Source organism: Kosakonia oryziphila (assembly GCF_900094795.1).
Taxonomy (GTDB): Bacteria; Pseudomonadota; Gammaproteobacteria; order Enterobacterales; family Enterobacteriaceae; genus Kosakonia; species Kosakonia oryziphila.
In genome coordinates this window covers 19602-41994 of sequence record NZ_FMBC01000042.1, presented here as the reverse complement: position 1 = coordinate 41994, position 22393 = coordinate 19602, and the positions used below count along the sequence as shown (strand labels likewise).

The window sequence follows — 22393 nt, the reverse complement described above, 5'->3', positions numbered from 1 at the left end:
AAGTAACATAAAAAAATCCGTAATCCCTGTGAGATTACGGATTCTTACACAGCCACTGGATCGGTCAACCGATCCTTAACTGATCGGCATTACGCACAAGTGCGAGGCTTTATGGCTGACTTTAACGCGCAATGCGCGTACAAGCTCAGAGGTGTCGAAATCAGATAGCAGTTACGTTAACTGCAGCCGGGCCTTTCTGACCGTCCTGAATTTCAAACTCAACGTTCTGGCCTTCAGCCAGAGTTTTGAAGCCGTTACCCTGGATTGCAGAAAAGTGTACGAATACATCTTTGCTACCGTCTGCCGGAGTAATGAAACCAAAACCTTTAGACTCGTTGAACCACTTAACTTGACCTTTAATCTTTGCCATTTGAAAAATTCCTTAATGTATATACTTCGCCCGCAGGCATTGACTGAGAAAACTGAGACATTACTGCTTGAGGCACTAATATAAGGTTCGGCAGAGAAGCTGTATTCAACGAAACGTGTTTACTCAGGACTTCTTTACTGAAAATGCCACACATAAACAGAACTGTACCTCGATTGACCCAAAACGTGTTATCACACAATATGTAAATTATGGCAAGCCATTTTTAAACATGTCTGGATCCGCCGCACAAATTCTAATGTTATCAAAGCTTCTTCTGCGCTTTTATGCATTCCGATGAACGCTATAACAGTCGTCCAGCCCCTATCCTCATGCATCGACAATAGCTGATTTTTCACCATTGCTCAATAGGTTCCATGTGCTTAAACACGCCACAATGTGTCTATGCATATAGCGTATATCATAAGAACTTTTTGCGCATAGTTATGCTTTTTTATCGACCAGGAAGATTCTCAAACTATTAAGACATCAGGGAAACTATTTCCCTGGTTTACTGTGGATAATTGTTCCTCGGTTTACTGTGGATAATTGTTGTGCAAATAAGCTTTGCCTTGCACCAAAATAATGAATTTATGATGACACTGCCTCATAAAAAGGCAATAAAAACGTTTCGATAAAAATAAAACAATGTCATTTAAAAAACACAATACTTTTGGAACGAGGCGGGAGTATTAAACGAGGGATAAATACTGACCGATTTTCAGGATCCTAAAGTTATCATTATCCGCTGCCGCTTCGTTTAATGACAGTTGTAATTCCTTTACCGGTTGATCCAGGGATTCATCAGCCAGCTCAAACACGCCCCAATGGACTGGAAACGCCAGCGGACTGCCCAGTTGTTGCCATAGCGCAACAGCGCTTTGCGGATCCATATGGTTGATCGACATAAACCAGCGCGGCGCATAAGCACCTACCGGTAATGCAACAACATCCAGCGCACCTAAACGCTGCGGAATAGTAAGCAGCTCCGGAGTGTACCCCGTATCGCCAGCAAACCAGAACCGCCCTTTTGCTGATTCAACCACCCAACCGCACCATAATGAACGGTTGCGGTCCCATAATGTGCGCATGCTCCAATGTTGTGCAGGCACCGCAGTGTAAACCATTCCCTGAAATATCATGCTTTGCCACCAATCCAGTTCCGCTATGTGTCGTGCGCCCAGGCGGCGGATCAGCGCGCCCAACCCAAGCGGGACGAAGAACTGCACGTCAGGGAAACGCCGCAATAACGCGCGCAGCGTCCACGTATCCAGATGATCATAATGATTGTGGGAAATCAGGATCACATCCAGTTGTGGAATATCTGCAATGCCAAGCGCAGACGGTGTACGCCGCTGCGGGCCGGCAAAACGAACAGGTGAAGCACGGTGGAAGAAAACAGGATCGGTCAGCAGGAATTGCTCCTGAAGGCGTAACAAAATGCTGGCATGGCCCAGCCACCATAAACCGTCGTTATCGCCAGTGATTTCCACTTTCTGCCACCACTGCTCGATAAAGCGATCATAACCATCCGCGGGAGGACGGGGAAGCCCGGCTGTCTTACGCTCATTGCGCCAGCGCTTAACGTCACCTGGTTGATGTGCGACAGGCGTCGTATTGATGAACCCATCAGGGGAGTGATGAGAAAGTGCAGGATTATACCAGGGGTTTTTCCAGACCATCTCATTCTCCTGCGCTTTTAGCGTTCGGCCACCAGACGGATCAAATCATCATCCTCTTCTTTTTCCTGCACTTTAACAGGCGCAGTTTGCGGTTCTTTTTCAGGCTCATTGGATTCACACAGGCGGCGCAACAATACATTTTGCCGTTTTTGCTGATCCAACAGCGCTTCAAGCAACTCAATCTGCTCATTTGTACGCGAGCTGGCGCGATTGATAAAGAACCACAGAACCAGCCCAACCAGCAGAACCACCAAAGAAACAACAATAGACGCAATATTAAGCGCGCCCGAATTTATGACTTCGTTCATTTCACCACCTCAATGTTGACGCGACATTTTACCACTGGCGTCAAGGAAGGAAACCATTCACTGAGAAATTGCCATTACCAGGGGATGAATTTGTTGACGATGCAGATGCCGCTGAAAAATTGTACATCCTGATCGCACATCACGTTAAGCATTTGAGTCCAGAGCAGCAGGCAGCCTACCAGCGTAACAATCAGGATCAGCCACTTATATTTTCTCACTCCACTCTCCAGTACATGTCAGGTATAACCAGGTTAGCATGACAACGTTAAACCGCGACTAACCGTATCTCTATTCATGATTTTTCGGAATATATGACTTGTTTCAGTCTATGAATCAGGTAGCTTGAAGATACAATTTAGAACGAAGCAAGGAGCTGATATGCGAACATTTATTCGCGCCGTTATCGTTGTTGCGCTGCTGTGGATTGGGCTTCTGCTAAGCGGTTATGGTGTGCTGATAGGCAGTAATGAAAATGCCGGTGGGTTGGGATTACAATGTAAATATGTAACAGCGCGTGGTACCTACACCGCACAATATGTACATTCGGTCAATGGTTTTTTCGGGCTGGCAAATTGCCCTCTGATACGTAAAAGCGACACTGTTATCGACAACGGCTAGCATCAAAACAAAAAACCGCCATCATGGCGGTTTTTTCGTCTGTCAGAACGGATACTGGTTATAACCCATCTGTTCAGAAATCTTGCGAGCGGCCTGATGAAGCATGGCCACGTATTCATGTAGACGCTCTTCAGAGAAACGCAGCGTCGGGAAAGAGATACTCAGCCCAGCGATGACCACGCCAAAACGATCAAAAACGGGTACGCCAATGCAGCGCAGGCCTTCTTCCTGTTCCTCATTATCTTCGCCGTAGCCTTGTTCACGCACAACATCCAGCATCGGTAGAAGATCGTCAGTGCTGGTAATCGTACGATCGGTGCTGCGCTTATATTCAACCCCTTCAAGGATCTGCTTAACCTCTTCACGATCGCGCCAGGCCAGCAGCACTTTACCGATAGCAGTACTGTACAGCGGGTTACGGCGACCAATGCGAGAATACATACGCAAGTTATACATCGAATCAATTTTATGAATGTAAACAATGCTGTCTTCATCGAGCGCACCCAAGTGGATGGTCTCTTTTGTCAGACGAGAGAGTTCACGCATCTGGATATCCGCACTGCGGATAAGATCAACGTTTTGCAACGCACGTGCGCCAAGCTCGAACAGCTTAAGCGTCAGGGAATATTTTTCAGACTCCCCTTCCTGCGCGACATAACCCAATGATTTCATTGTTTGTAAAAAGCGATAGACGGTGCTTTTCGACATCATGACACGCTGTGACAGCTCGGTGATGCCGATTTCACGCTCTTCGCCAAGCGCCTGCAGAATGCCAAAAACCTTCAATACTGAAGAGACAGAATCTGGCTGCTTGTCCAAATCTGCGATAGCCATTAATCACCTCACCGCGTGTGTTTTATAAAATTCAGAATTGGTTTTTATTATAAATTCGTCGCTCAGTCGCCGCAATGCACGTTTATCAACTTCCTTACATTTCTGCGACATAAAGCCCGTTACAAATCTGCGACATAAAGCCGGAATACAGATGATAGAATCATTATACAAATAACTGTGTGATATTAACCATTAAATTAATATGGATAAATCTTCTCCGGACGGACTCCCCGTCCCACTGCGTTATGGCGCAGTGCTAACCATTATTCTTGGTATCGCAATGGCCGTGCTTGATGGGACTATTGCCAACATCGCGTTACCAACCATTGCACGCAGTCTCAACGCTTCACCCGCGAGTTCTATCTGGATTGTTAACGCTTACCAGATTGCGATTGTTATCTCCCTGCTCACGCTCTCTTTTCTCGGCGACATGTTTGGTTACCGTCGGGTTTATCAGTATGGTCTGGCACTGTTTACTCTCACCTCCCTGCTCTGCGCACTCTCTGACTCCTTGTTGACATTGACGCTGGCACGCGTGGCGCAAGGGTTTGGCGGCGCGGCACTGATGAGTGTGAATACCGCGCTCATTCGCCTTATCTACCCGCATCGTAGCCTCGGTCGCGGTATGGGCATTAACTCTTTTGTGGTGGCGGTTTCGGCTGCGACCGGGCCAACAATCGCCGCCGCTATTCTCTCTGTGGCTTCCTGGCAGTGGTTATTCCTGATTAACGTACCGCTCGGCATTATTGCTTTATTGCTGGCAATTAAATTTTTACCGCCAAATGCAGCACGCACGTCAAAACCCAAATTTGATCTGCTAAGCGCTGTAATGAATGCACTAACATTTGGCTTGCTGATTACCGCACTGAGCAGTTTTGCCCAAGGTCAATCAACCACACTCGTGGTGGCCGAAATTATCGCTTTGCTAATCATCGGAGGGTTCTTTGTACGCCGACAATTGCAACTGCCAGTGCCACTTCTGCCAGTCGACTTACTGCGTATTCCACTTTTTTCGCTCTCTATCGGCACGTCGGTCTGCTCGTTCTGCGCACAGATGTTGGCACTGGTTTCCCTGCCCTTCTTTCTGCAAACCGTGCTTGGGCGTAGTGAAGTAGAAACAGGCCTTTTGCTGACGCCATGGCCGTTGGCAACTATGGTGATTGCGCCACTGGCCGGTTATCTGATTGAGCGCACTCATGCCGGGTTACTGGGTGCAATAGGGATGGTGATGATGGCAGTCGGTCTGTTTGCACTTGCGCTTCTCCCTGGCTCACCGTCAGATATTGATATCATCTGGCGTATGGCGCTGTGCGGTGCCGGTTTTGGTCTGTTCCAGTCACCAAACAATCACACCATTATCACCGCGGCACCGCATCAGCGCAGCGGCGGCGCCAGCGGAATGCTCGGTACAGCACGATTGCTGGGGCAAAGCTCCGGCGCTGCACTAGTGGCATTAATGTTCAATATGTTTAACACCCACGGCACGCATATTTCATTGTTGCTGGCAGGGACGCTGGCTACCGTAGCGGCCATCATCAGTGGACTGCGGATCTCACAGCCGAAAGCGGAGTAATTAATCACCCTCGCCTCTGGAGGCTTAGGATAGTAAAAAAAAAAAGCGCGCCAGGGGGCGCGCTTTGCATTTCCTGCTGCTGTGTTATTTTAGATACTCCCCTGAACGCAGCGCTTCAATACGTTTATCCAGCGGCGGGTGCGTCATGAACAGCTCACTCAGCGATTTAGATTTACCGTTGATGCAAAATGCCATCATGCTGCTTGCTTCCTGTGGCTCATAACTGGTTTTCAGACGCTGCAACGCAGCAATCATTTTCTCACGACCAACCAGTTTTGCAGAGCCGGCATCAGCGTGGAACTCGCGATGGCGGGAGAACCACATAGTAATAATGCTGGCCAGAATACCAAATACCAGCTCCAGTACGGTTGCAACCGCGAAGTAGATCATCGGGTTACCGTTGCTCTCTTCGCCATCATCGCGATTGCCGCTGAGGAACCCGGCTGCAACCTGAGCGATAATTCGCGAAATGAAGATCACGAATGTGTTCACGATCCCCTGAATCAGCGTCATCGTGACCATATCACCGTTGGCGACATGGCTAATTTCGTGGGCAATCACCGCTTCGGCTTCGTCGCGGCTCATGTTCTGCAGCAACCCGGTGCTGACTGCCACCAGTGAAGCATCACGGCGCGCGCCGGTCGCAAAGGCGTTAATATCCGGTGCATGGTAAATGGCAACCTGAGGCATGGCGATACCCGCCTGGCGAGACTGTTGCGCCACGGTATCCACCAACCAGCGTTCCATATCGTTACGTGGCTGTTCGATCACTTCACCACCCACCGATTTCAGCGCCATCCATTTCGACATCAACAATGAAATGAACGAGCCACCAAAACCAAACAGCAGCGCCATAATCATCAAGCCCTGAACGCTGCTCGACTGAATGCCCGTCAGGCTAAGCACCAGGCCGAACACCAACATCACAGCCAGGTTAGTCAACAGGAAGAGCGCGATTCGCATCATAATTTTCTTTTAACCTCAACTTAACAAAACGCACAATGCGGTTACCCACATCGTATGGGCATACGCGCCATTTTCAAGCATCAGGGTGTCGTAAGTCACCAGAAAGACACAACTTTACATTTTGTAGCATAATGCTTACGCCAGTAAATATGTGTTAAAAAAACAGGCACAATTTCTTGTGCCTGTGTGGGGATTACTTCGCTGGGGCGGGGTCTTCCGCTGGTCGATCTTTTTCCTGATGAGCCAGGTCAAGCGCGATGTGAACCGTCTCGTCTAGATACGGATCCGGCTCATGATAATCTTTCGGCAGATCATCCAGTTTTTTCAGCAACGGCTTACCTTCACGCTTGAAGCGATCGTTGAGGCGCGAAAGACGAATTGCATCATCTTCGGCGTTCTCTTTCTCACGCTGCACCAGATTGAGCGATACGATATTGCGTTTATCTTTCAGAGTATTGAAACGTGCAATGTCCTTCATGATGTACTGGAATTCAGGATCTTTCGCAATTCGCTCTTCATGTTCCTTCAGCAGCGTCGGCCCGAACGGTTTCAAATCACCGGACTTCACAAAAGTGGCAGCCTTTATGCTGTCCCATGGCAGCGCATTGTCTTCGAATTTTTCCCCGGTCTCCGTCACCTGCGTACCGGTCGGCATAATAATATCCGGCGTCACGCCTTTACGCTGCGTACTGCCACCGTTAACACGGTAAAATTTCTGGATAGTGTATTGTACCGAGCCCAGCGCTGGCCACTCGGGACGCAACATCTGATCGTAAATACGATTAAGCGAACGATATTGCTGAACGGTGCCTTTACCGAAAGTCGGTTCGCCAACAATCAACGCGCGACCATAATCCTGCATCGCCGCCGCAAAGATTTCCGATGCCGAGGCGCTAAAGCGGTCAACCAGCACCACCAATGGGCCTTTATAGTAAACCACGCCGTCCGTATCACTGTCTTCGCGCACTTTGCCGTTATTATCGCGCACCTGCACGACCGGGCCGGACGGAATAAACAGACCGGAAAGCGACACCGCTTCCGTCAGCGCGCCGCCGCCATTGCTGCGCAAATCGATAACCACGCTGCTAACGTTCTGTTTTTCCAGCTTTTGCAGTTGCGCTTTAACGTCATCAGTCAGCCCAACGTAGAAGCCCGGAATATCCAGTACGCCCACTTTCTCTTTACCGACCGTCTTCACAGACATTTTCACCGCACGGTCTTCCAGACGAATACGTTCACGTGTCAGCGTCACAATGCGCGTCTTTGTTCCCTTACCTGCCGGCAAGATTTCAAGGCGCACTTTGCTGCCTTTCGGCCCTTTGATCAACGCAACCACATCATCAAGGCGCCAGCCAATGACATCAACCATGTTCTGCCCGGTCTGGCCGACACCAACAATACGATCGCCAACGGTAATCGCTTTGCTTTTCGCCGCCGGGCCACCAGCGACCATCGAGTTGATCACGGTGTAATCATCGTCTCCCTGCAACCCTGCGCCAATACCTTCAAGCGAGAGGCTCATTTGAGTATTGAATTGCTCAGTATTACGCGGTGAGAGGTAACTGGTATGCGGATCAATTTCACGGGCGAATGAGGTCATTGCCAGCGAGAACACATCTTCACTATTGGTCTGCGCCAGGCGGCGAATCGCAAATTTATAGCGGCGAGCCAATGTCTCACGGATCTCTTTATCATCTTTCCCGGTGAGTTTCAGGCTCAGCTCATCATACTTGACTTTGCTGTCCCACAGCGAGTTCAGCTCCGCCTCATCTTTAGGCCACGGCGCTTTGCTGCGGTCTAAATTGAAAGTGTCGTTGCCACTAAAATCCATCGGACGTTCCAGTACTTTCAGCGCGTACTGATAACGTTCAAATCGACGCTTTTGCGCCAGATTGTACAGATCGTAGAAGACGTCCAGTTTTCCGCTGCGCAGCTCATCGCCGAGCACACTTTTCTTTTGCGAAAACTGCTCAACATCGCTGGCCAGCAGCACATTGTGGCTGTAGTCGAGCAAGTTGAGGTAGCGAGTAAAGATCTTCGCGGAGAAAGCTGGATCCAAATCGAACTGACGGTAGTGAGAACGGGTGAAACGTGAGGTAACCCGTTCACTCACCGTCGCGTGCTGAGCCTCTTCCTTCAAAACCGGAATTTGATCGGCACGGGTGATATCTTCCACAGCCAGCACATGGCCTGTTACGAATAACAGACCCGCTAACGCCGTGCGCTTAAACAAAGTGTTCATGCCAGGCCAAGCCTCCGTTTCAGAACAATAAATGTTCTGCGCGTACGATCATCGACATACCCGAACTAAGCTGTACGCGAACGCCATCTTTAGTGATTTCCAGCACCGTAGCATCCATCGCATTGTTCCCCGCTTTCACTTTCAGGTTCTGGCCCACGCTCAGTACAGATAAATCTGAAACAGGAGTATGGCGCTCCTCCTGCTGCGTCACTCGTGGCGTTTTCGCGACAGGTTTGTCTGCGCGAGGTTTGCGCTCGGCGCCCTCTTTACGACGCGGAGCCGGACGGGCTTTACGTTCGCGACGCGGTGCGTCTTCCTGACCCGCAGCAGCGGCAGCTTCTCGTTTTTTAGCTTGCTGTTCAGCGCGTTGCGCCTGAACACGCGCTTTGGCTTCTTCAAGCTGCTTGCGAGCGTGCTCTACGTGTTGCTCATCCAGCACGCCGCAGGCGTTGCCGTCGAGATCGACACGAGCCGCGCCAGCTTTGATACCGTACAGGTAACGCCAGCTTGAAGTATAAAGACGTAAAGCGGAACGAAGTTGGGTTTTGCTGAGATTCATCTCACCCTCAACACGCTCAACCAGATCCTGAAAAATACCGATTTTCAGGGGACGTGCTTCACCTTCAGCACTGAAACAGTGAGGAAAGCGTTCGGCCAAAAAAGCGATAACTTCTTTACTGCTATTCAACTTAGGTTGATTTTCCATGAAATTTCCTGATTACAACGGACGTTGCCAACAAGCGCAGGCATGAACAGGCGTCATTATAATGACGCATTCAGTAAATGCTACGTTATCCGCTGATTATCCTGCGGCGGTGGCGAAGATTTTTTGATAATCGGTCGCCGCGAGAACATTTTCCAGATGTGAAACCAGCTCGCTCAGCCCTTGTTCATCCTCAGCCGTGAAGCGAGAGAAGACCACGCTATCGATATCCAGTACGCCAATAATCTGATTATTCACCGTAACAGGTAGTACGATTTCGGCGTTACTGGCGGCATCACAAGCGATATGTCCGTCAAATTGATGAACATCTTCCACGCGCTGCACACGCGCTTGCGCCACTGCCGTTCCGCAGACGCCACGACCAACCGGGATACGAACGCAGGCAATTTTGCCCTGGAACGGCCCTAACACCAGCGTGTCGCCTTCCAGTAGGTAAAACCCCGCCCAGTTTACGCCATCAAGACGTTCAAATAACAGCGCACTGGTATTCGCCAGAGTGGCTAAAAAACTGGTCTCACCTGCCATTAACGCCTGAAAATCGCGGTTAAGATCTGCGTAAAATTCTGTTTTGTTCATTACCTGACCATTTTACTTTCTAACTTTGAGAAACTGCTTAGCCTATTAAAATAAGCATTAAATGCGTTGATGCTCAAGATGTTCCATTCATGAGTTAAGATAGTTTTATTCAAACCTTTTCTGAAGCATGCAATGGCTCTCAAGATAGAACCCATCAAACCAGCAAAAAAAATAGCTGTTCATCAGGTTGGTGAAGCACTGCCCCGCGCACATTATCAGCGCTGCCCGCAATGCGATACGCTTTTTGCGTTACCGGTTATAAAATCGCACCAAAGCGCATTTTGCCCTTGCTGCGATGCGAAAGTCCGTGACGGCCGCGACTGGTCATTAACCCGCCTCGGGGCAATGGCCATTACCATGATCTTACTGATGCCCTTCGCCTGGGGCGAACCGCTGCTGCATCTCTACTTACTCGGTGTGCGTATCGATGCCAACCTGCTACAGGGGATCTGGCAAATGACCATGCAGGGCTCGCCACTCGCCGCTGCCATGGTGCTTTTTTGCACCGTGGGCGCGCCGCTGGTGCTGGTGACGGCCATCGCCTATCTGTGGCTTGGCAATATTCTGGGAATGAACCTGCGGCCGGTGCTATTAATGCTGGAGAAGCTCAAAGAGTGGGTCATGCTGGATATCTATCTGGTCGGCGTCGGCGTCGCCTCCATAAAAGTGCAGGATTACGCTTTCCTGCAACCAGGCATTGGGCTGTTTGCCTTCGGTTCTCTGGTCATTCTCAGCATCATGACGTTAATCCATCTCAATGTGGAGCAACTCTGGGATCGCTTCTATCCTCAACGGCCCGCAAGACGGCCGGATCAGAAGCTGGAAGTGTGTCTGGGCTGTCATTTCACTGGTTTTCCTGATATTCGGGGACGCTGCCTGCGCTGCCACTTTCCACTCACCCATCGGCGCAAACAGAGCCTGCAAAAGTGCTGGGCGTCACTGATTGCCTCTTTTATTTTGCTGTTTCCGGCGAACCTGCTGCCGATTTCAATAATTTACGTGAATGGTTCTCGTCAGGAGGATACTATCCTCTCCGGCATTATTTCGCTCGCTCACAGCAATGTCGCGGTGGCTGGCGTGGTATTTATCGCCAGTATCCTGGTGCCATTTACCAAGGTGATTGTGCTGTTTACGCTGCTTGTTAGCATCCATTTTAAATTTCAACAGGGGTTACGCACTCGCATTCTGTTACTGCGCTTCGTGACGTGGATTGGGCGCTGGTCGATGCTCGATCTGTTTGTCATTTCATTGATGATGTCACTGATTAATCGCGACCAGCTACTCGCTTTTACCATGGGACCAGCCGCTGTTTATTTCGGCGCGGCGGTAATTTTGACTATTCTTGCTGTGGAATGGCTGGACAGCCGCTTACTTTGGGATGCACATGAGTCAGGAAACCCCCGCTTCGACGACTGAAGCGCGAATTAAAACGAAAAGGCGCATTTCGCCGTTCTGGCTGTTGCCGGTAATCGCTCTGTTGATCGCAGGCTGGCTTATCTGGAGCAGCTACGAAGATCGCGGTAATACCATTACCATCGATTTTATGTCGGCTGACGGAATCGTCGCCGGGCGTACCCCAGTGCGCTATCAGGGCGTTGAGGTCGGGACTGTCCAGGACATTCGGCTCAGCGACGATCTGAAAAAAATCGAAGTTCGCGCCAGTATAAAATCGAATATGGAGGATGCGCTGCGCAACGAAACGCAGTTCTGGCTGGTCACGCCCAAAGCCTCGCTGGCGGGAATTTCTGGCCTCGATGCGCTGGTCGGCGGCAACTATATAGGCATGATGCCAGGTAAAGGTGACCCACAGGATCACTTCACCGCCCTGGATACGCAGCCAAAATACAGGCTGAACCACGGCGAGTTGATGATCCATCTGCACGCGCCGGATCTCGGGGCGCTAAACAGCGGTTCGCTGGTCTATTTCCGCAAAATCCCGGTCGGTCGCGTGTACGACTATTCGATCAACTCGAATAAACAGGGTGTCACTATTGACGTACTGATCGAGCGCCGCTTCACCAATCTGGTGAAAAAAGGCAGCCGCTTCTGGAATGTCTCCGGCGTGAAAGCCGATGTCAGCCTGAGCGGTGCGAAAGTACAGCTTGAAAGCCTGGCGGCGCTGGTCAATGGCGCGATTGCTTTTGACTCTCCGGATGAATCACAGCCCGCGGTTCAGGATGATGAGTACGGCTTATACGAAGATTTAGCGCACAGCCAGCGCGGCGTGCTGGTGAAGCTTGACCTGCCCGGCGGGCAAGGGCTGAAAGCCGGATCGACGCCATTGATGTATCAGGGGCTGGAAGTGGGTCAGTTGACCAAAATAGACCTCAATCCGGGAGGGACAGTCAGCGGTGAAATGACCGTCGATCCGAGCGTTGTTAATTTGTTGCGCGACAATACCCGTATCGAAATGCGTAACCCAAAAATATCGCTCAGCGATACCAATCTCAGCTCGCTGCTGACCGGCAGTACGCTGGAATTGATACCAGGCGAAGGCCAGCCGCGCAATCAATTTGTCGTGCTGCCAGCGGATAAAAACCTGTTGCAGGAGCCGGGAGTGATTACCCTGACGCTTACCGCGCCGGAAAGCTATGGCATCGATGCCGGACAACCGCTGGTGCTGCATGGTGTCAAAGTGGGCCAGGTGCTGGAGCGTAAACTGACGAATCAGGGCGTCACCTTTGCCATCGCTATCGATCCACAATATGGCGATTTGGTCCACGGCGACAGTAAATTTGTGGTGAACAGCCGCATCGATATCAAAGTCGGGCTGGATGGCGTCGAGTTTCTCGCTGCCAGCGCCAACGAATGGGTTAACGGTGGGATCCGCATTCTGCCCGGTGCGAAAGGCGAAATGAAAAAGAGCTATCCGCTGTTTGCTAACCTCGATAAAGCGCTGGAAAACAGCATCAGCGATCTGCCCACCACGACGTTGACGCTGACGGCAGATACCCTGCCGGACGTACAGGCCGGTTCGGTCGTTCTCTACCGCAAGTTTGAAGTGGGTGAAGTGATCACCGTGCACCCGCGCGCCAATGCCTTTGATATCGATCTGCATATCAAACCGGAATACCGCGATTTGCTGACCAGCAACAGCGTCTTCTGGGCAGAGGGTGGCGCGAAGGTGCAGCTTAATGGCAGCGGGCTGACGGTTCAGGCTTCGCCACTTTCACGAGCCATCAAAGGCGCCATTAGTTTTGACAACCTGAACAGTGCGAACCGGGAGCTGAAAAAGGGAGAGAAGCGTCAGCTTTACGCCTCGGAAACCGCTGCTCGCGCAGTCGGCGGGCAAATCACGCTGCATGCGTATGATGCCGGGAAACTCGCAGCGGGCATGCCTATCCGTTATCTGGGTATCGATATCGGCCAGGTCCAGGAGCTGCACCTGATCACCGATAAAAATGAAGTACAGGCCAGCGCGGTACTCTATCCGGAATATGTACGGAACTTTGCGCGCAACGGCTCACGTTTCTCGGTGATCACCCCACAGATATCGGCGGCGGGTGTCGAACATCTGGATACGTTGTTACAGCCTTATATCAATGTCGAACCGGGCCGGGGCGATATGCGCCGCGACTTTGAAATTTCAGAAGCGACGATCGCTGATTCCCGCTATCTCGATGGATTAAACATTATCGTTGAAGCGCCGGAAGTGGGCTCAATAAATATCGGTACGCCGGTGTTGTTCCGCGGAATCGAGGTAGGTACGGTGACCGGGACAACACTGGGCACCTTATCGGATCGGGTGATGGTGGCTATGCGCATCAGCAAAAACTATCAGCATCTGGTGCGTAATAACACGGTATTCTGGTTGGCTTCCGGCTATACGCTGGACTTCGGTCTGGTCGGTGGTGTCGTCAAAACCGGCACATTCAATCAGTTCATTCGCGGCGGTATTGCTTTCGCCACGCCGCCGGCAACGCCGCTGGCGCCGAAAGCGCAGCCGGATAAACACTTCCTGCTGCTGGAAAGCGAGCCGAAAGAGTGGCGTACATGGGGTACAGCCCTTCCCCGCTAACTCTCCCAGCTCCGGCGTGTTTGCGCCGGAGCCTTTATGCTACACTGCGCGCCTGTTTTTCTCCTTGTGGTGCGCTCCGTGGCTCAAAACGCTGTCTACCTCCCTGAAGAATTCCTCGCGCAAATGCGCCTGGCAATGCCGGAACATCTCTCTTTCGATGAGTTTATCGCTGCCTGCCAGCGCCCGCTACGCCGCAGCATTCGCGTCAACACGCTGAAAATTTCCGTCGCCGATTTTCTCACCCTTGTCGCCCCTTATGGCTGGCAACTAACACCAGTACCGTGGTGCGAGGAAGGGTTCTGGATCGAGCGTGATGATGAAGAAGCACTGCCGCTGGGCAGTACCGCTGAGCACCTGAGTGGGATGTTTTATATTCAGGAAGCCAGTTCAATGCTGCCGGTTGCCGCGCTGTTTGCCGATGGTGAAATGCCGCAGCGCGTGATGGATGTAGCCGCCGCCCCGGGTTCCAAAACCACGCAGATCGCCGCGCGGATGAATAATTCCGGCGCCATTCTTGCCAACGAATTTTCCGCCAGCCGCGTCAAAGTGTTGCATGCGAATATTAGCCGCAATGGCATCCGCAATGTGGCCCTGACCCACTTTGATGGTCGCGTATTTGGCCAGGCATTACCGGAGATGTTCGATGCTATTCTGCTTGATGCACCCTGTTCCGGCGAAGGTGTGGTGCGTAAAGATGCAGATGCGCTGAAAAACTGGTCCGTAGCCAGCAATCTGGAAATTGCGGCTACGCAGCGTGAACTGATCGATAGCGTTTTTCATGCGCTGCGCCCCGGCGGCACACTGGTCTATTCTACCTGCACGCTCAACCGCGACGAAAATGAAGCCATCTGCCACTGGTTGCGGGAGCAGTACCCGGACGCTGTCGAATTCCTGCCGCTGAATGGGCTGTTTGCCGATGCCGCTCGCGCTTTAACAACGGAAGGTTTTCTGCACGTATTCCCGCAACTTTACGACTGCGAAGGTTTTTTTGTCGCTCGTCTGCGTAAAACAGCGGCGGTCGAGGCTTTACCTGCGCCGACTTACAAAGTGGGTAACTTCCCCTTCACGCCGCTCAAAGCAAAAGAAGCGGCACAGGTTGCAACGGCCGCCGCCGCCATCGGCTTACGTTGGGACGACAGCCTGCGCCTGTGGCAGCGCGATAAAGAGCTGTGGCTGTTTCCGACCGAAATTGAGCCATTAATCGGCAAAGTCCGCTTCTCGCGTATTGGCCTGCGTCTGGCGGAAACGCACAACAAAGGGTATCGCTGGCAGCATGAAGCAGTGATTGCGCTGGCGGGTCAGGATAATCCACTGGCGTTTTCCCTGACACTGGCCGAGGCGGAGGAGTGGTATCGCGGACGCGATATTTACCCGCAAACAGTGCCAGCGCGTGACGATGTCATTGTCACTTTCCAGGGACAACCGCTGGGTCTGGCGAAAAAGGTGGGATCGCGGCTGAAGAACAGTTATCCGCGTGAACTGGTACGTGATGGCAGATTGTTTGCCAGCAATGCGTGACGGCGCACAAAAAAATCGCACCTTCTGACTGGCAACTTTCTCCATGTTGTACCAGGCTGAAATTTGGGCGGTCATACTGGTCGTACCACATTTCAACGTTCACGGAGAGCATTATGACGAAAGCCAGCGTGCGCATTGGCACATTCGAAATTGATGATGCCGAGTTGCAGGGAGAAAATCAGGGGGAGCGAACGTTACATATCCCCTGTAGTTCCGATCCGGATTTATGTATGCAGCTTGATGCCTGGGACGCGGACACCAGCATTCCCGCGCTCCTTAACGGCGAACATTCGGTTCTTTATCGCGAGCACTACGATCAACAATCTGACACCTGGGTTATGCGCCTTGCCTGATCCAATGGAAACCCGTCCATAAGACGGGTTATTTACTCGCCTGATTTCCCCTGCCTGAATTAATCCCCTACACTTAGCGTTACGTTGTACAGAGTACAGAACCGAGGGATGAAATGTTCGCGCTGGTCTTATTCGTTTGCTACCTGGACGGTGGATGTGACGACATCGTAGTCGATGTGTTTAATACGGAGCAGCAGTGTCTTGTCGCCATGGACAATCAACGCATACGCTATGGCGGTTGTTTTCCCATCGAAGAGTTTATTGATGGTTTCTGGCACCCGGCCAATGAATTCAGCGATTTTTAGCTACTGTAACTGCACCAGCGTTAACTCACCGCCGAAGACGGCACCGGTATCGATGTAGTGTTGGTTTTGTCTGTCAACGCGCGCTTTCAGCGGCGTATGACCAAACCAGAAATGATCGGCCCCCGCAATACGCTGCCCTTTTCCTGCCAACCACTGGTTGAGCCTGTCGCGGCGCCACAGTACCGATTCGCCGTCCACGGCTTGCTCCCACTGGTATTCTTCAGCCGGGTAATCCGCATGCGCGATGACGTTCACCGCGCCGCCGCAACGTAGTTCCAGAATATAAGGTAATTCAGCGCAGGTGCGCAGCGCTGCCAGCGCTTCTTGCTGTTCAGCTTCGTTGAGGGCGCTAAACCAGCTACCGCCATTAAGTTGCCACATCGCCATATCGCCAAAACGCAGGGCGTCAATCGCCATCTGCTCATGATTACCACGCACGGTCTTAAACCAGTGCTTTTTGAGCAGTGCCAGGCAGCGAAGACTATCCGGCCCGCGATCGATTAAATCCCCCACACACACCAGCAGATCCTGATAGGGATCAAAATGGCGCTCGCGCAACGCCTGCATTAGGCGCTGGTGGCAACCGTGCAGATCGCCAACCAACCAGATATGCCGCCAGCACTCTCCATCAAGACGTTGATACATGATTCCCCCCCCCCCGCTTTTTTTGAGTATAGGAAAATCCTTGACAGATGGCGTAACAATTGCATACAGCTCGTTACTTAAATAAAGGTTAAATGAAAGCGAAATAAAAAAAAGGGGCCTATTAATTTGTATTTTCCATACCTCTAAAATGTTAATACATTATTTAGAGGCCACTTACCGTGTCGAATATTAGTCATCCAACAGAACTTAAACAAAATAATAATGCACACATTATTAGCGATTTGGTGAGTGGCCGCCTTGTACCAGGCCCCATCTGGAAAAAGCGCGAGTATCGCCTTAAGTTTCTGCTACGTTCGCTACTGTTCTGGTCCGCAACTAACCGCATGCTTAATGCGCTTTCCCGCCGCCCGGATTTCGACCAACTGCTGGCGACCCAAATCACACTGCCGAGTAAATCGCACCGTCAGTATCTGACGCGCGGTTTACATGCCTCGCAGCGCGCTGATGCCATTATCAACCACTACCACTGGCTTGATAATAACGTGCCGCCACAACTGGCTGCCGCCCTCAGTGCGACTGAACCCACGCAGATCCTTGAATTTATGGGGAAAGATGATACGCATTTCACGGTATATGCTTCTAACGCCAGCAAAGCGGAGCGCGAAGGGGAAAGCACACTCTGGTTGTTCGATGGCGACAATACGTTGTTGGCCAGCGCAACGTTCAGCGTTATCAGCGAAAAGGGGCAGCAAATTCTGGTCATTGGCGGTCTGCAAGGCCCGCGCAAAGAGGTCAGCCACGAGGTGATTAAACTGGCGACCCGCGCCTGCCACGGCGTATTCCCGAAAAAAATCGCCCTTGAAGTACTGAGCCAGCTCGCCACGCTGACCGGCGTTTCAGCAATCTATGGCGTAAGTGATAACGGGCATGTCTTCCGCGCGCTACGTTATCGCCTGAGCAAGGGGCGACATTTCCATGCCAGCTATGATGAATTTTGGGCCTCTATTGAAGGGGTAAAAGATAATGCCTGGCGCTGGCGTTTGCCGCTAACTTTTTCGCGGAAGTCGCTGGAAAGCATCGCCAGTAAAAAACGTGCAGAATATCGCCGTCGTTTTGAATTACTGGATGATGTGACGGAAAAGATGCATTTATTAGCGCTCAAATAAATATCAACGGGCTATGGATTACCATGCCCGTTTATTTTTTTACAAGCAAAACATCATTGCTGAATAATAGCTGCGCAAGATGTGCTCACCCGTTTTTTTTAACTATCGTGCAACACTTTTATGACACCGGCAATGCGCTTGTTGATTGATTTTTTTCGCCTGGAGTCAGGCTCACGGCCGCGCGGTTGAATGGGAGTCGGCCAGCGGGCAAAGAGAGACCGTCTCTGCTTTCACCCGCCCCACTTCCGGTATACGCCGGTTTTTAGTTATCGGCCAGATTTTCTCTGATAGCCTGAATGGGCTAATGGCGGCGTTCCGCCACACCCCAGAAGCAGGCTGAAGGCGGCGGGTAACACGGTCAGCGTGACCAGCGTGGCCATAATCAGCCCGCCAATAATCGCGTAGGCCATCGGCCCCCAGAACACCTGATGCGAGATAGGGATCATCCCGAGGATAGCGGCGCAAGCGGTCAACATTATGGGGCGAGCCCGATGCTCTGTTGCCGCCACAATGGCTTCGTTTGTGGCCATCCCCTGTGCCAGATTGCTATCCACTTCGCTGATCAAAATTACCGCGTTGCGAATAATCATCCCCGCCAGCGCAATCACCCCCAGCAATGCTACAAAACCCATCGGAGTTCCCGTCGGCAACATCGCCAGAACAATCCCCGGCAGCGCAAAAGGGGCCATCAGCAACGCAAGCAGCATGCGGGAAAAACGCTGCAACTGAAGCATTAACAACGTCAGCATGACGATAAACGTTACCGGCAGCACCGCATACACCGAACGGTTCCCTTTATCGGATTCAGCCGCCGTCCCGCCTTCTTCGATTCGGTACCCGGCAGGCAATTGCGCACGCAGTTTATCCACTGTTGGACGCAGGCCAGCCGACACGCTTTCAGCACGCACGCCGGGCGCCAGATCAGTCTGAACCGTGATAACGGGCAGGCGCTGGCGACGCCAGATAACCGGATCGTCCACCCCCCAGGCTAACGTAGCGACTTCGCTCAGTGGAATTTTTGTGCCCTTTGCGGTAGGTAACATCAACGTCGACAGCGTGCCAAAATCCAGCCGTTCGCGATCATTGCCGCGCAACACAACCCCGACCAGACGATCGTTATCACGCACCGTGGTCACCGTGCTGCCGGACCAGACGGTATTCAGCATCTGCGCGATGCTTTCTGAGGAAACTCCTGCCGCCCGCGCTGCCGTCTGGTTGACCTGAAGCGCAATCATTCTCTCCGGCTCGCCGGCGGTCAGATTCACTTCGCGAGTCAGTGATGACGTGCCTATTTCTGCTGCCAGACGATGCGCAACCCGTTGTACCTGTGCATAATTCGGCCCGCTCACCCGGTATTTTACCGGCCAGCCAACGGGCGGCCCTAACTCGAGCGGTGAAACTCGGGTTGTCAGATCGGCGAACTGGTTGGCAAGCAGCGTCGTCAGTTGCTTGTGCAGACGCTCCCTCGCCGTCATATTTTTCGCCACTACCACCAGTTGCGCGGTATTTTCATTATCCAGCAGCACATCCATCGGCAGATAAAAACGCACCGCGCCGGAACCGACATACGTGGTGTAGTGATCAATATCCGCATTACCCTTGAGCGCTTTTTCCAGACGCTCCGCCTGCCGCTCTGTTTCAGACTGAGGGGCATTTGCCGGCAGAGCCAGGCTGACCAACAACTCCGGACGATCCGAGGCCGGGAAAAATTCTCCCTGCATCCAGCGTGTACCGATCCCCGCCAGCACCAGTGCGGCAACGGCAATCATCAAGGTCGATAAACGGTGACGTAGCACACACACCAACAAAACCCGATATGCACGCGCCAACCGCCCCGCGCCGCGATTGCGCCCATTGATTTGGGCTGGCAGCAACCAGGCACCTGTCAACGGTGAAAAGAGTATAGCGACTACCCAGGAGCAGAGTAAGGCAATCAACACTACCGCAAACAGGGAAAAGCAGTATTCTCCGGCGCTGCTGGCGGCAAAGCCAACGGGGATAAAACCAGCGATCATCACCAGCGTTCCGGTGAGCATAGGAAACGCCGTGGTTTTGAATGCATAGGTAGCGGCGCTTTTGCGCGACTCACCAGCTTCCAGTCGGGAAACCATGGTTTCGACGGTGATCATCGCGTCATCCACCAGCAATCCCAGCGCAATAATCAGCGCCCCCAGAGAAATGCGCTGCAACCCAATTCCGGCCAGCATCATCCCGGCAAAGGTCATCGCCAGTACTAACGGTATTGCGGCGGCAACCACCAGCCCCGCGCGAATCCCCAGCGAAACAAATGAGACTGCAAGCACAATCAGCACGGCCTCAACAAGCACCCGCACAAAGCCGCTGACCGCGTCGCTCACCACCTCCGACTGGTCTGCCACCTTCACCATCTCAATGCCATGGGGCAGTTGCGTTTTAACCTCTGCCATTCTTGCGTTCAATGCCTGACCGAAATGCAACATATTGCCGGTGGCGGCCATTGAAATGGCCAATCCGATCGCTGGCTGGCCGTTGACGCGAAACACTGGCGCAGGCGGCTCGGCAATCTGGCGGCTCACAGTAGCAATATCGGTCAGCGGAATATAGCGGTCATTGATATGCAGAGTGACCGCCCGTAGACTCTCCTCGCTGGTCAGCGCACCGCTGACGCGCAGCGCGACAATATCTTTGCCAGTACGAAGAGTCCCGGCCGGTTCGACGGCATTTTGCGCGGCTAACGCATCGCTCACCTGCTGGATATCTAGCCTCATCCCCGCCAGTTGCCGGGGCGAAAAGGCAATCACTATCTGCTCCTGCTGTTCACCCAGCAGGGTCATTTTGCCCATGTCCGGAAGCGACATCAGGCTGCGGCAGATCTCCTCCACGTGATCGCGCAGTTCACGCGCACTATAACCCTCCGCCGTGAAGCCATAAATTGTGCCAAAGGTGTCATCAAACTCATCATTCACCGCCGGGCCTTGCACGCCCTGAGGCAGCGAAGGGGTAATATCCTGCATTTTTTTGCGGATCTGATACCAGATGTCCGGCACCTGCCGCGGCGGCGTATCGTCGCGTAGATTGACATAGATAACTGCGCTGCCGGCCCGGGTTTCGCTTTTGATATAATCGAGACGCGGGATCTCCTGGAGTTTCTTCTCCAGCACATCGGTAACAAGTCGTGTTGTATCGGCAACCGTGGCACCGGGCCACTGGGCAGAGACCACCGCCGTTTTGATTGTAAAGGCCGGATCTTCATTACGCGGTAAGTTTTCGTAACACAGCACACCGGTCGCGATAATAAGCAGCATAAAAAAGCTTACCAGTTGCTGATGTTCCAGCGCCCAGGCAGAAAGATTAAAGCGCGGTTCAACAGGCCTCATGGCTGCAACTCCCCGGCAATTACCGGTTCACCAGCGCGCAGTTTGCTTACGCCTGCGGTGATGACTTTGTCGCCGACGCCCACGCCTGAAGCTATCACGGCGGATGTTGCAGAGTATCCGGCCAGCGTGACCGCGCGTAATTGTGCCTGTCCATGACCGTCTATAATAAACACCGCAGGTTGATCACCAAGGCGGCTGAGCGCTGATACAGGTACCGTATAGCCGCCCGGCATCGCTGACGATATCTCAACACTCGCGCTGGCGCCCAGCGCCATCGCCGCAGGCGGAGCCTCTAACGTCACCCTGACCTGCCAGGTGCGGGTCTGCGGATCGGCCTGCGGGCTAATGTCACGCAATTTTCCGCTGGCCCGGATGGACGGATTTGTCAGCAAGGCCACGGGAAACTGCAGTGCGTTTGACGATGGCACAGGCAAACGCTGCGGATCGGCAATATCAAAAACTACATCGCGTGCATCGCTGGTAGCCAGCGTGAAAATCGTCTGCCCTGCGCTGACCACCTGCCCCGCCGAGGCGCTGACGTGAGTGATGATCCCCTCGGCAGGCGCTGTCAGTTGGGTCCAGGTCAGGTTCTCCTGCGCGGTATGCATTGCGGCGATACTACTTTTCAGGCGGGATGCCGCCGCCTGCCAGTCGGCGCGAGCGCTATCAAGCTGAGTGCGGGCGATGGCCCCGGAAGGCATGAGCTTTTGCATCCGGCTCAGATTAAGTGCCGCAACGCGTTCGGCGGCTCGGGCGCTTTCCACATCGGCGGTGGCGCTGGTCAGTTGGTTTTTTCCTGTCTCGCTTTCAATTGCGGCAAGCACCTGCCCGGCATGCACCCGCTCGCCAATATCAACCAGGCGGTTGACCATTCGTCCGTCGAGGCGAAAAGCCAACGCCGTTTCATCATGGGCGCGGATCTCCCCTGTGCGCACTGTTACCGGATGTGCGGATGCCGTACCGATAACCTGATAACGAACGGGCCTTGGCGGCGCGGGTTTTTCATTATGTTTATCTCCGCACCCTGTCAACAGCGGCAGAACCGCTGCGAGAAGCAGTAGCGGAAGCAGAGAAAAGAGGGAAATCGTGCGCGCAGTAGTGAAAAGGTGATGCAGGCTCTGACGCAGATAATCGCAAAACTGTTCTGACATAACGCCACTCCGAATCGGTAATGGCGTCAT

General features: G+C 52.6%; 20 protein-coding genes and 1 pseudogene. 8 read left to right on the top strand and 13 right to left on the bottom strand.

Annotated elements, in window-relative coordinates; genetic code table 11:
* Positions 1-160: 160 nt before the first annotated feature.
* The 5 genes and pseudogenes from cspE to mgrB all read right to left on the bottom strand — a co-directional run bounded on the left by cspE (position 161) and on the right by mgrB (position 2575).
* Positions 161-370: a transcription antiterminator/RNA stability regulator CspE gene (gene cspE, locus GA0061070_RS18230; RefSeq protein WP_001062678.1), complete on the bottom strand. Its 210-nt coding sequence runs from the start codon at positions 368-370 to the stop codon at positions 161-163.
* Between the two features lie 12 nt (positions 371-382).
* A pseudogene (locus GA0061070_RS24875) lies at positions 383-524 on the bottom strand (DUF2627 domain-containing protein).
* Positions 525-1059: 535 nt separating this feature from the next.
* On the bottom strand, positions 1060-2049 hold the full coding sequence (locus tag GA0061070_RS18220; RefSeq protein ID WP_090137431.1) for an MBL fold metallo-hydrolase: 990 nt from the start codon (positions 2047-2049) through the stop codon (positions 1060-1062).
* Between the two features lie 17 nt (positions 2050-2066).
* Complete coding sequence (locus GA0061070_RS18215) at positions 2067-2357, bottom strand: YebO family protein (RefSeq protein WP_090137430.1); 291 nt, start codon at positions 2355-2357, stop codon at positions 2067-2069.
* A gap of 74 nt (positions 2358-2431) precedes the next feature.
* Positions 2432-2575, bottom strand: a complete 144-nt coding sequence (mgrB, locus tag GA0061070_RS18210) for a PhoP/PhoQ regulatory lipoprotein MgrB (RefSeq protein WP_090137429.1) — start codon at positions 2573-2575, stop codon at positions 2432-2434.
* 160 nt (positions 2576-2735) lie between these two features.
* Between mgrB and GA0061070_RS18205 the strand changes: the two genes are divergently transcribed.
* Positions 2736-2975, top strand: a complete 240-nt coding sequence (locus GA0061070_RS18205) for a YobH family protein (protein ID WP_090137428.1) — start codon at positions 2736-2738, stop codon at positions 2973-2975.
* 42 nt (positions 2976-3017) lie between these two features.
* On the opposite strand, the gene kdgR is transcribed toward GA0061070_RS18205, so the two are convergent.
* The gene (gene kdgR, locus GA0061070_RS18200) at positions 3018-3809 is read right to left on the bottom strand and encodes a DNA-binding transcriptional regulator KdgR (protein WP_090137427.1); all 792 of its coding nucleotides are present in this window, start codon (positions 3807-3809) and stop codon (positions 3018-3020) included.
* Positions 3810-4011: 202 nt separating this feature from the next.
* Here kdgR and GA0061070_RS18195 point away from each other — a divergent pair, with 202 nt between their 5' ends.
* A complete protein-coding gene (locus tag GA0061070_RS18195) occupies positions 4012-5382 on the top strand; it encodes an MFS transporter (RefSeq protein WP_090137426.1) in 1371 nt (456 codons plus the stop codon).
* Between the two features lie 84 nt (positions 5383-5466).
* On the opposite strand, the gene htpX is transcribed toward GA0061070_RS18195, so the two are convergent.
* The 4 genes from htpX to GA0061070_RS18175 all read right to left on the bottom strand — a co-directional run bounded on the left by htpX (position 5467) and on the right by GA0061070_RS18175 (position 9890).
* On the bottom strand, positions 5467-6348 hold the full coding sequence (gene htpX, locus GA0061070_RS18190) for a protease HtpX (protein WP_090137425.1): 882 nt from the start codon (positions 6346-6348) through the stop codon (positions 5467-5469).
* A 193-nt stretch (positions 6349-6541) separates the two neighbouring features.
* On the bottom strand, positions 6542-8590 hold the full coding sequence (gene prc / locus GA0061070_RS18185) for a carboxy terminal-processing peptidase (RefSeq protein ID WP_090137424.1): 2049 nt from the start codon (positions 8588-8590) through the stop codon (positions 6542-6544).
* A gap of 19 nt (positions 8591-8609) precedes the next feature.
* Positions 8610-9296: an RNA chaperone ProQ gene (gene proQ / locus GA0061070_RS18180; RefSeq protein WP_090137423.1), complete on the bottom strand. Its 687-nt coding sequence runs from the start codon at positions 9294-9296 to the stop codon at positions 8610-8612.
* A 96-nt stretch (positions 9297-9392) separates the two neighbouring features.
* Entirely contained in the window at positions 9393-9890 is a 498-nt protein-coding gene (locus GA0061070_RS18175) for a GAF domain-containing protein (protein ID WP_090137422.1), read from the bottom strand.
* 132 nt (positions 9891-10022) lie between these two features.
* Here GA0061070_RS18175 and yebS point away from each other — a divergent pair, with 132 nt between their 5' ends.
* From yebS to GA0061070_RS18150, 5 genes are all read left to right on the top strand, one after another.
* Positions 10023-11306, top strand: coding sequence for a membrane integrity lipid transport subunit YebS (gene yebS, locus GA0061070_RS18170; protein ID WP_090137421.1), 1284 nt, complete (start codon positions 10023-10025; stop codon positions 11304-11306).
* Positions 11275-13908: a PqiB family protein gene (locus GA0061070_RS18165; protein ID WP_090137420.1), complete on the top strand. Its 2634-nt coding sequence runs from the start codon at positions 11275-11277 to the stop codon at positions 13906-13908. The genes yebS and GA0061070_RS18165 overlap by 32 nt, the downstream gene beginning before the upstream one ends.
* Positions 13909-13986: 78 nt before the next feature.
* The gene (gene rsmF / locus GA0061070_RS18160) at positions 13987-15426 is read left to right on the top strand and encodes a 16S rRNA (cytosine(1407)-C(5))-methyltransferase RsmF (RefSeq protein WP_208598186.1); all 1440 of its coding nucleotides are present in this window, start codon (positions 13987-13989) and stop codon (positions 15424-15426) included.
* Between the two features lie 113 nt (positions 15427-15539).
* The gene (locus tag GA0061070_RS18155) at positions 15540-15779 is read left to right on the top strand and encodes a YebV family protein (RefSeq protein ID WP_090137418.1); all 240 of its coding nucleotides are present in this window, start codon (positions 15540-15542) and stop codon (positions 15777-15779) included.
* Between the two features lie 113 nt (positions 15780-15892).
* Positions 15893-16084 carry a YdfD/YebW family protein gene (locus tag GA0061070_RS18150; protein ID WP_090123707.1) on the top strand — a complete coding sequence of 64 codons (192 nt, stop codon included), beginning with the start codon at positions 15893-15895 and terminating at the stop codon, positions 16082-16084.
* Here the strand turns inward: GA0061070_RS18150 and pphA are convergent, their stop codons facing one another.
* The gene (gene pphA / locus GA0061070_RS18145) at positions 16085-16729 is read right to left on the bottom strand and encodes a protein-serine/threonine phosphatase (protein WP_090137417.1); all 645 of its coding nucleotides are present in this window, start codon (positions 16727-16729) and stop codon (positions 16085-16087) included. It lies immediately after the preceding gene.
* 179 nt (positions 16730-16908) lie between these two features.
* On the opposite strand from pphA, the gene GA0061070_RS18140 reads away from it, so the two are divergent.
* The gene (locus GA0061070_RS18140) at positions 16909-17856 is read left to right on the top strand and encodes a VirK/YbjX family protein (protein ID WP_090137416.1); all 948 of its coding nucleotides are present in this window, start codon (positions 16909-16911) and stop codon (positions 17854-17856) included.
* 266 nt (positions 17857-18122) lie between these two features.
* On the opposite strand, the gene GA0061070_RS18135 is transcribed toward GA0061070_RS18140, so the two are convergent.
* The gene (locus GA0061070_RS18135) at positions 18123-21212 is read right to left on the bottom strand and encodes an efflux RND transporter permease subunit (protein ID WP_090137415.1); all 3090 of its coding nucleotides are present in this window, start codon (positions 21210-21212) and stop codon (positions 18123-18125) included.
* A complete protein-coding gene (locus tag GA0061070_RS18130; RefSeq protein ID WP_090137414.1) occupies positions 21209-22363 on the bottom strand; it encodes an efflux RND transporter periplasmic adaptor subunit in 1155 nt (384 codons plus the stop codon). Before GA0061070_RS18130 ends, GA0061070_RS18135 begins: the two co-directional genes overlap by 4 nt.
* Positions 22364-22393 lie beyond the last annotated feature (30 nt).

Coding starts and splice junctions, on each gene's coding strand:
- cspE (WP_001062678.1), bottom strand. CDS start 370: ATGGCAAAGATTAAAGGTCAAGTTAAGTGGTTCAACGAGTCTAAAGGT.
- GA0061070_RS18220 (WP_090137431.1), bottom strand. CDS start 2,049: ATGGTCTGGAAAAACCCCTGGTATAATCCTGCACTTTCTCATCACTCC.
- GA0061070_RS18215 (WP_090137430.1), bottom strand. CDS start 2,357: ATGAACGAAGTCATAAATTCGGGCGCGCTTAATATTGCGTCTATTGTT.
- GA0061070_RS18205 (WP_090137428.1), top strand. CDS start 2,736: ATGCGAACATTTATTCGCGCCGTTATCGTTGTTGCGCTGCTGTGGATT.
- kdgR (WP_090137427.1), bottom strand. CDS start 3,809: ATGGCTATCGCAGATTTGGACAAGCAGCCAGATTCTGTCTCTTCAGTA.
- GA0061070_RS18195 (WP_090137426.1), top strand. CDS start 4,012: ATGGATAAATCTTCTCCGGACGGACTCCCCGTCCCACTGCGTTATGGC.
- htpX (WP_090137425.1), bottom strand. CDS start 6,348: ATGATGCGAATCGCGCTCTTCCTGTTGACTAACCTGGCTGTGATGTTG.
- prc (WP_090137424.1), bottom strand. CDS start 8,590: ATGAACACTTTGTTTAAGCGCACGGCGTTAGCGGGTCTGTTATTCGTA.
- proQ (WP_090137423.1), bottom strand. CDS start 9,296: ATGGAAAATCAACCTAAGTTGAATAGCAGTAAAGAAGTTATCGCTTTT.
- GA0061070_RS18175 (WP_090137422.1), bottom strand. CDS start 9,890: ATGAACAAAACAGAATTTTACGCAGATCTTAACCGCGATTTTCAGGCG.
- yebS (WP_090137421.1), top strand. CDS start 10,023: ATGGCTCTCAAGATAGAACCCATCAAACCAGCAAAAAAAATAGCTGTT.
- GA0061070_RS18165 (WP_090137420.1), top strand. CDS start 11,275: ATGAGTCAGGAAACCCCCGCTTCGACGACTGAAGCGCGAATTAAAACG.
- GA0061070_RS18155 (WP_090137418.1), top strand. CDS start 15,540: ATGACGAAAGCCAGCGTGCGCATTGGCACATTCGAAATTGATGATGCC.
- GA0061070_RS18150 (WP_090123707.1), top strand. CDS start 15,893: ATGTTCGCGCTGGTCTTATTCGTTTGCTACCTGGACGGTGGATGTGAC.
- pphA (WP_090137417.1), bottom strand. CDS start 16,729: ATGTATCAACGTCTTGATGGAGAGTGCTGGCGGCATATCTGGTTGGTT.
- GA0061070_RS18135 (WP_090137415.1), bottom strand. CDS start 21,212: ATGAGGCCTGTTGAACCGCGCTTTAATCTTTCTGCCTGGGCGCTGGAA.
- GA0061070_RS18130 (WP_090137414.1), bottom strand. CDS start 22,363: ATGTCAGAACAGTTTTGCGATTATCTGCGTCAGAGCCTGCATCACCTT.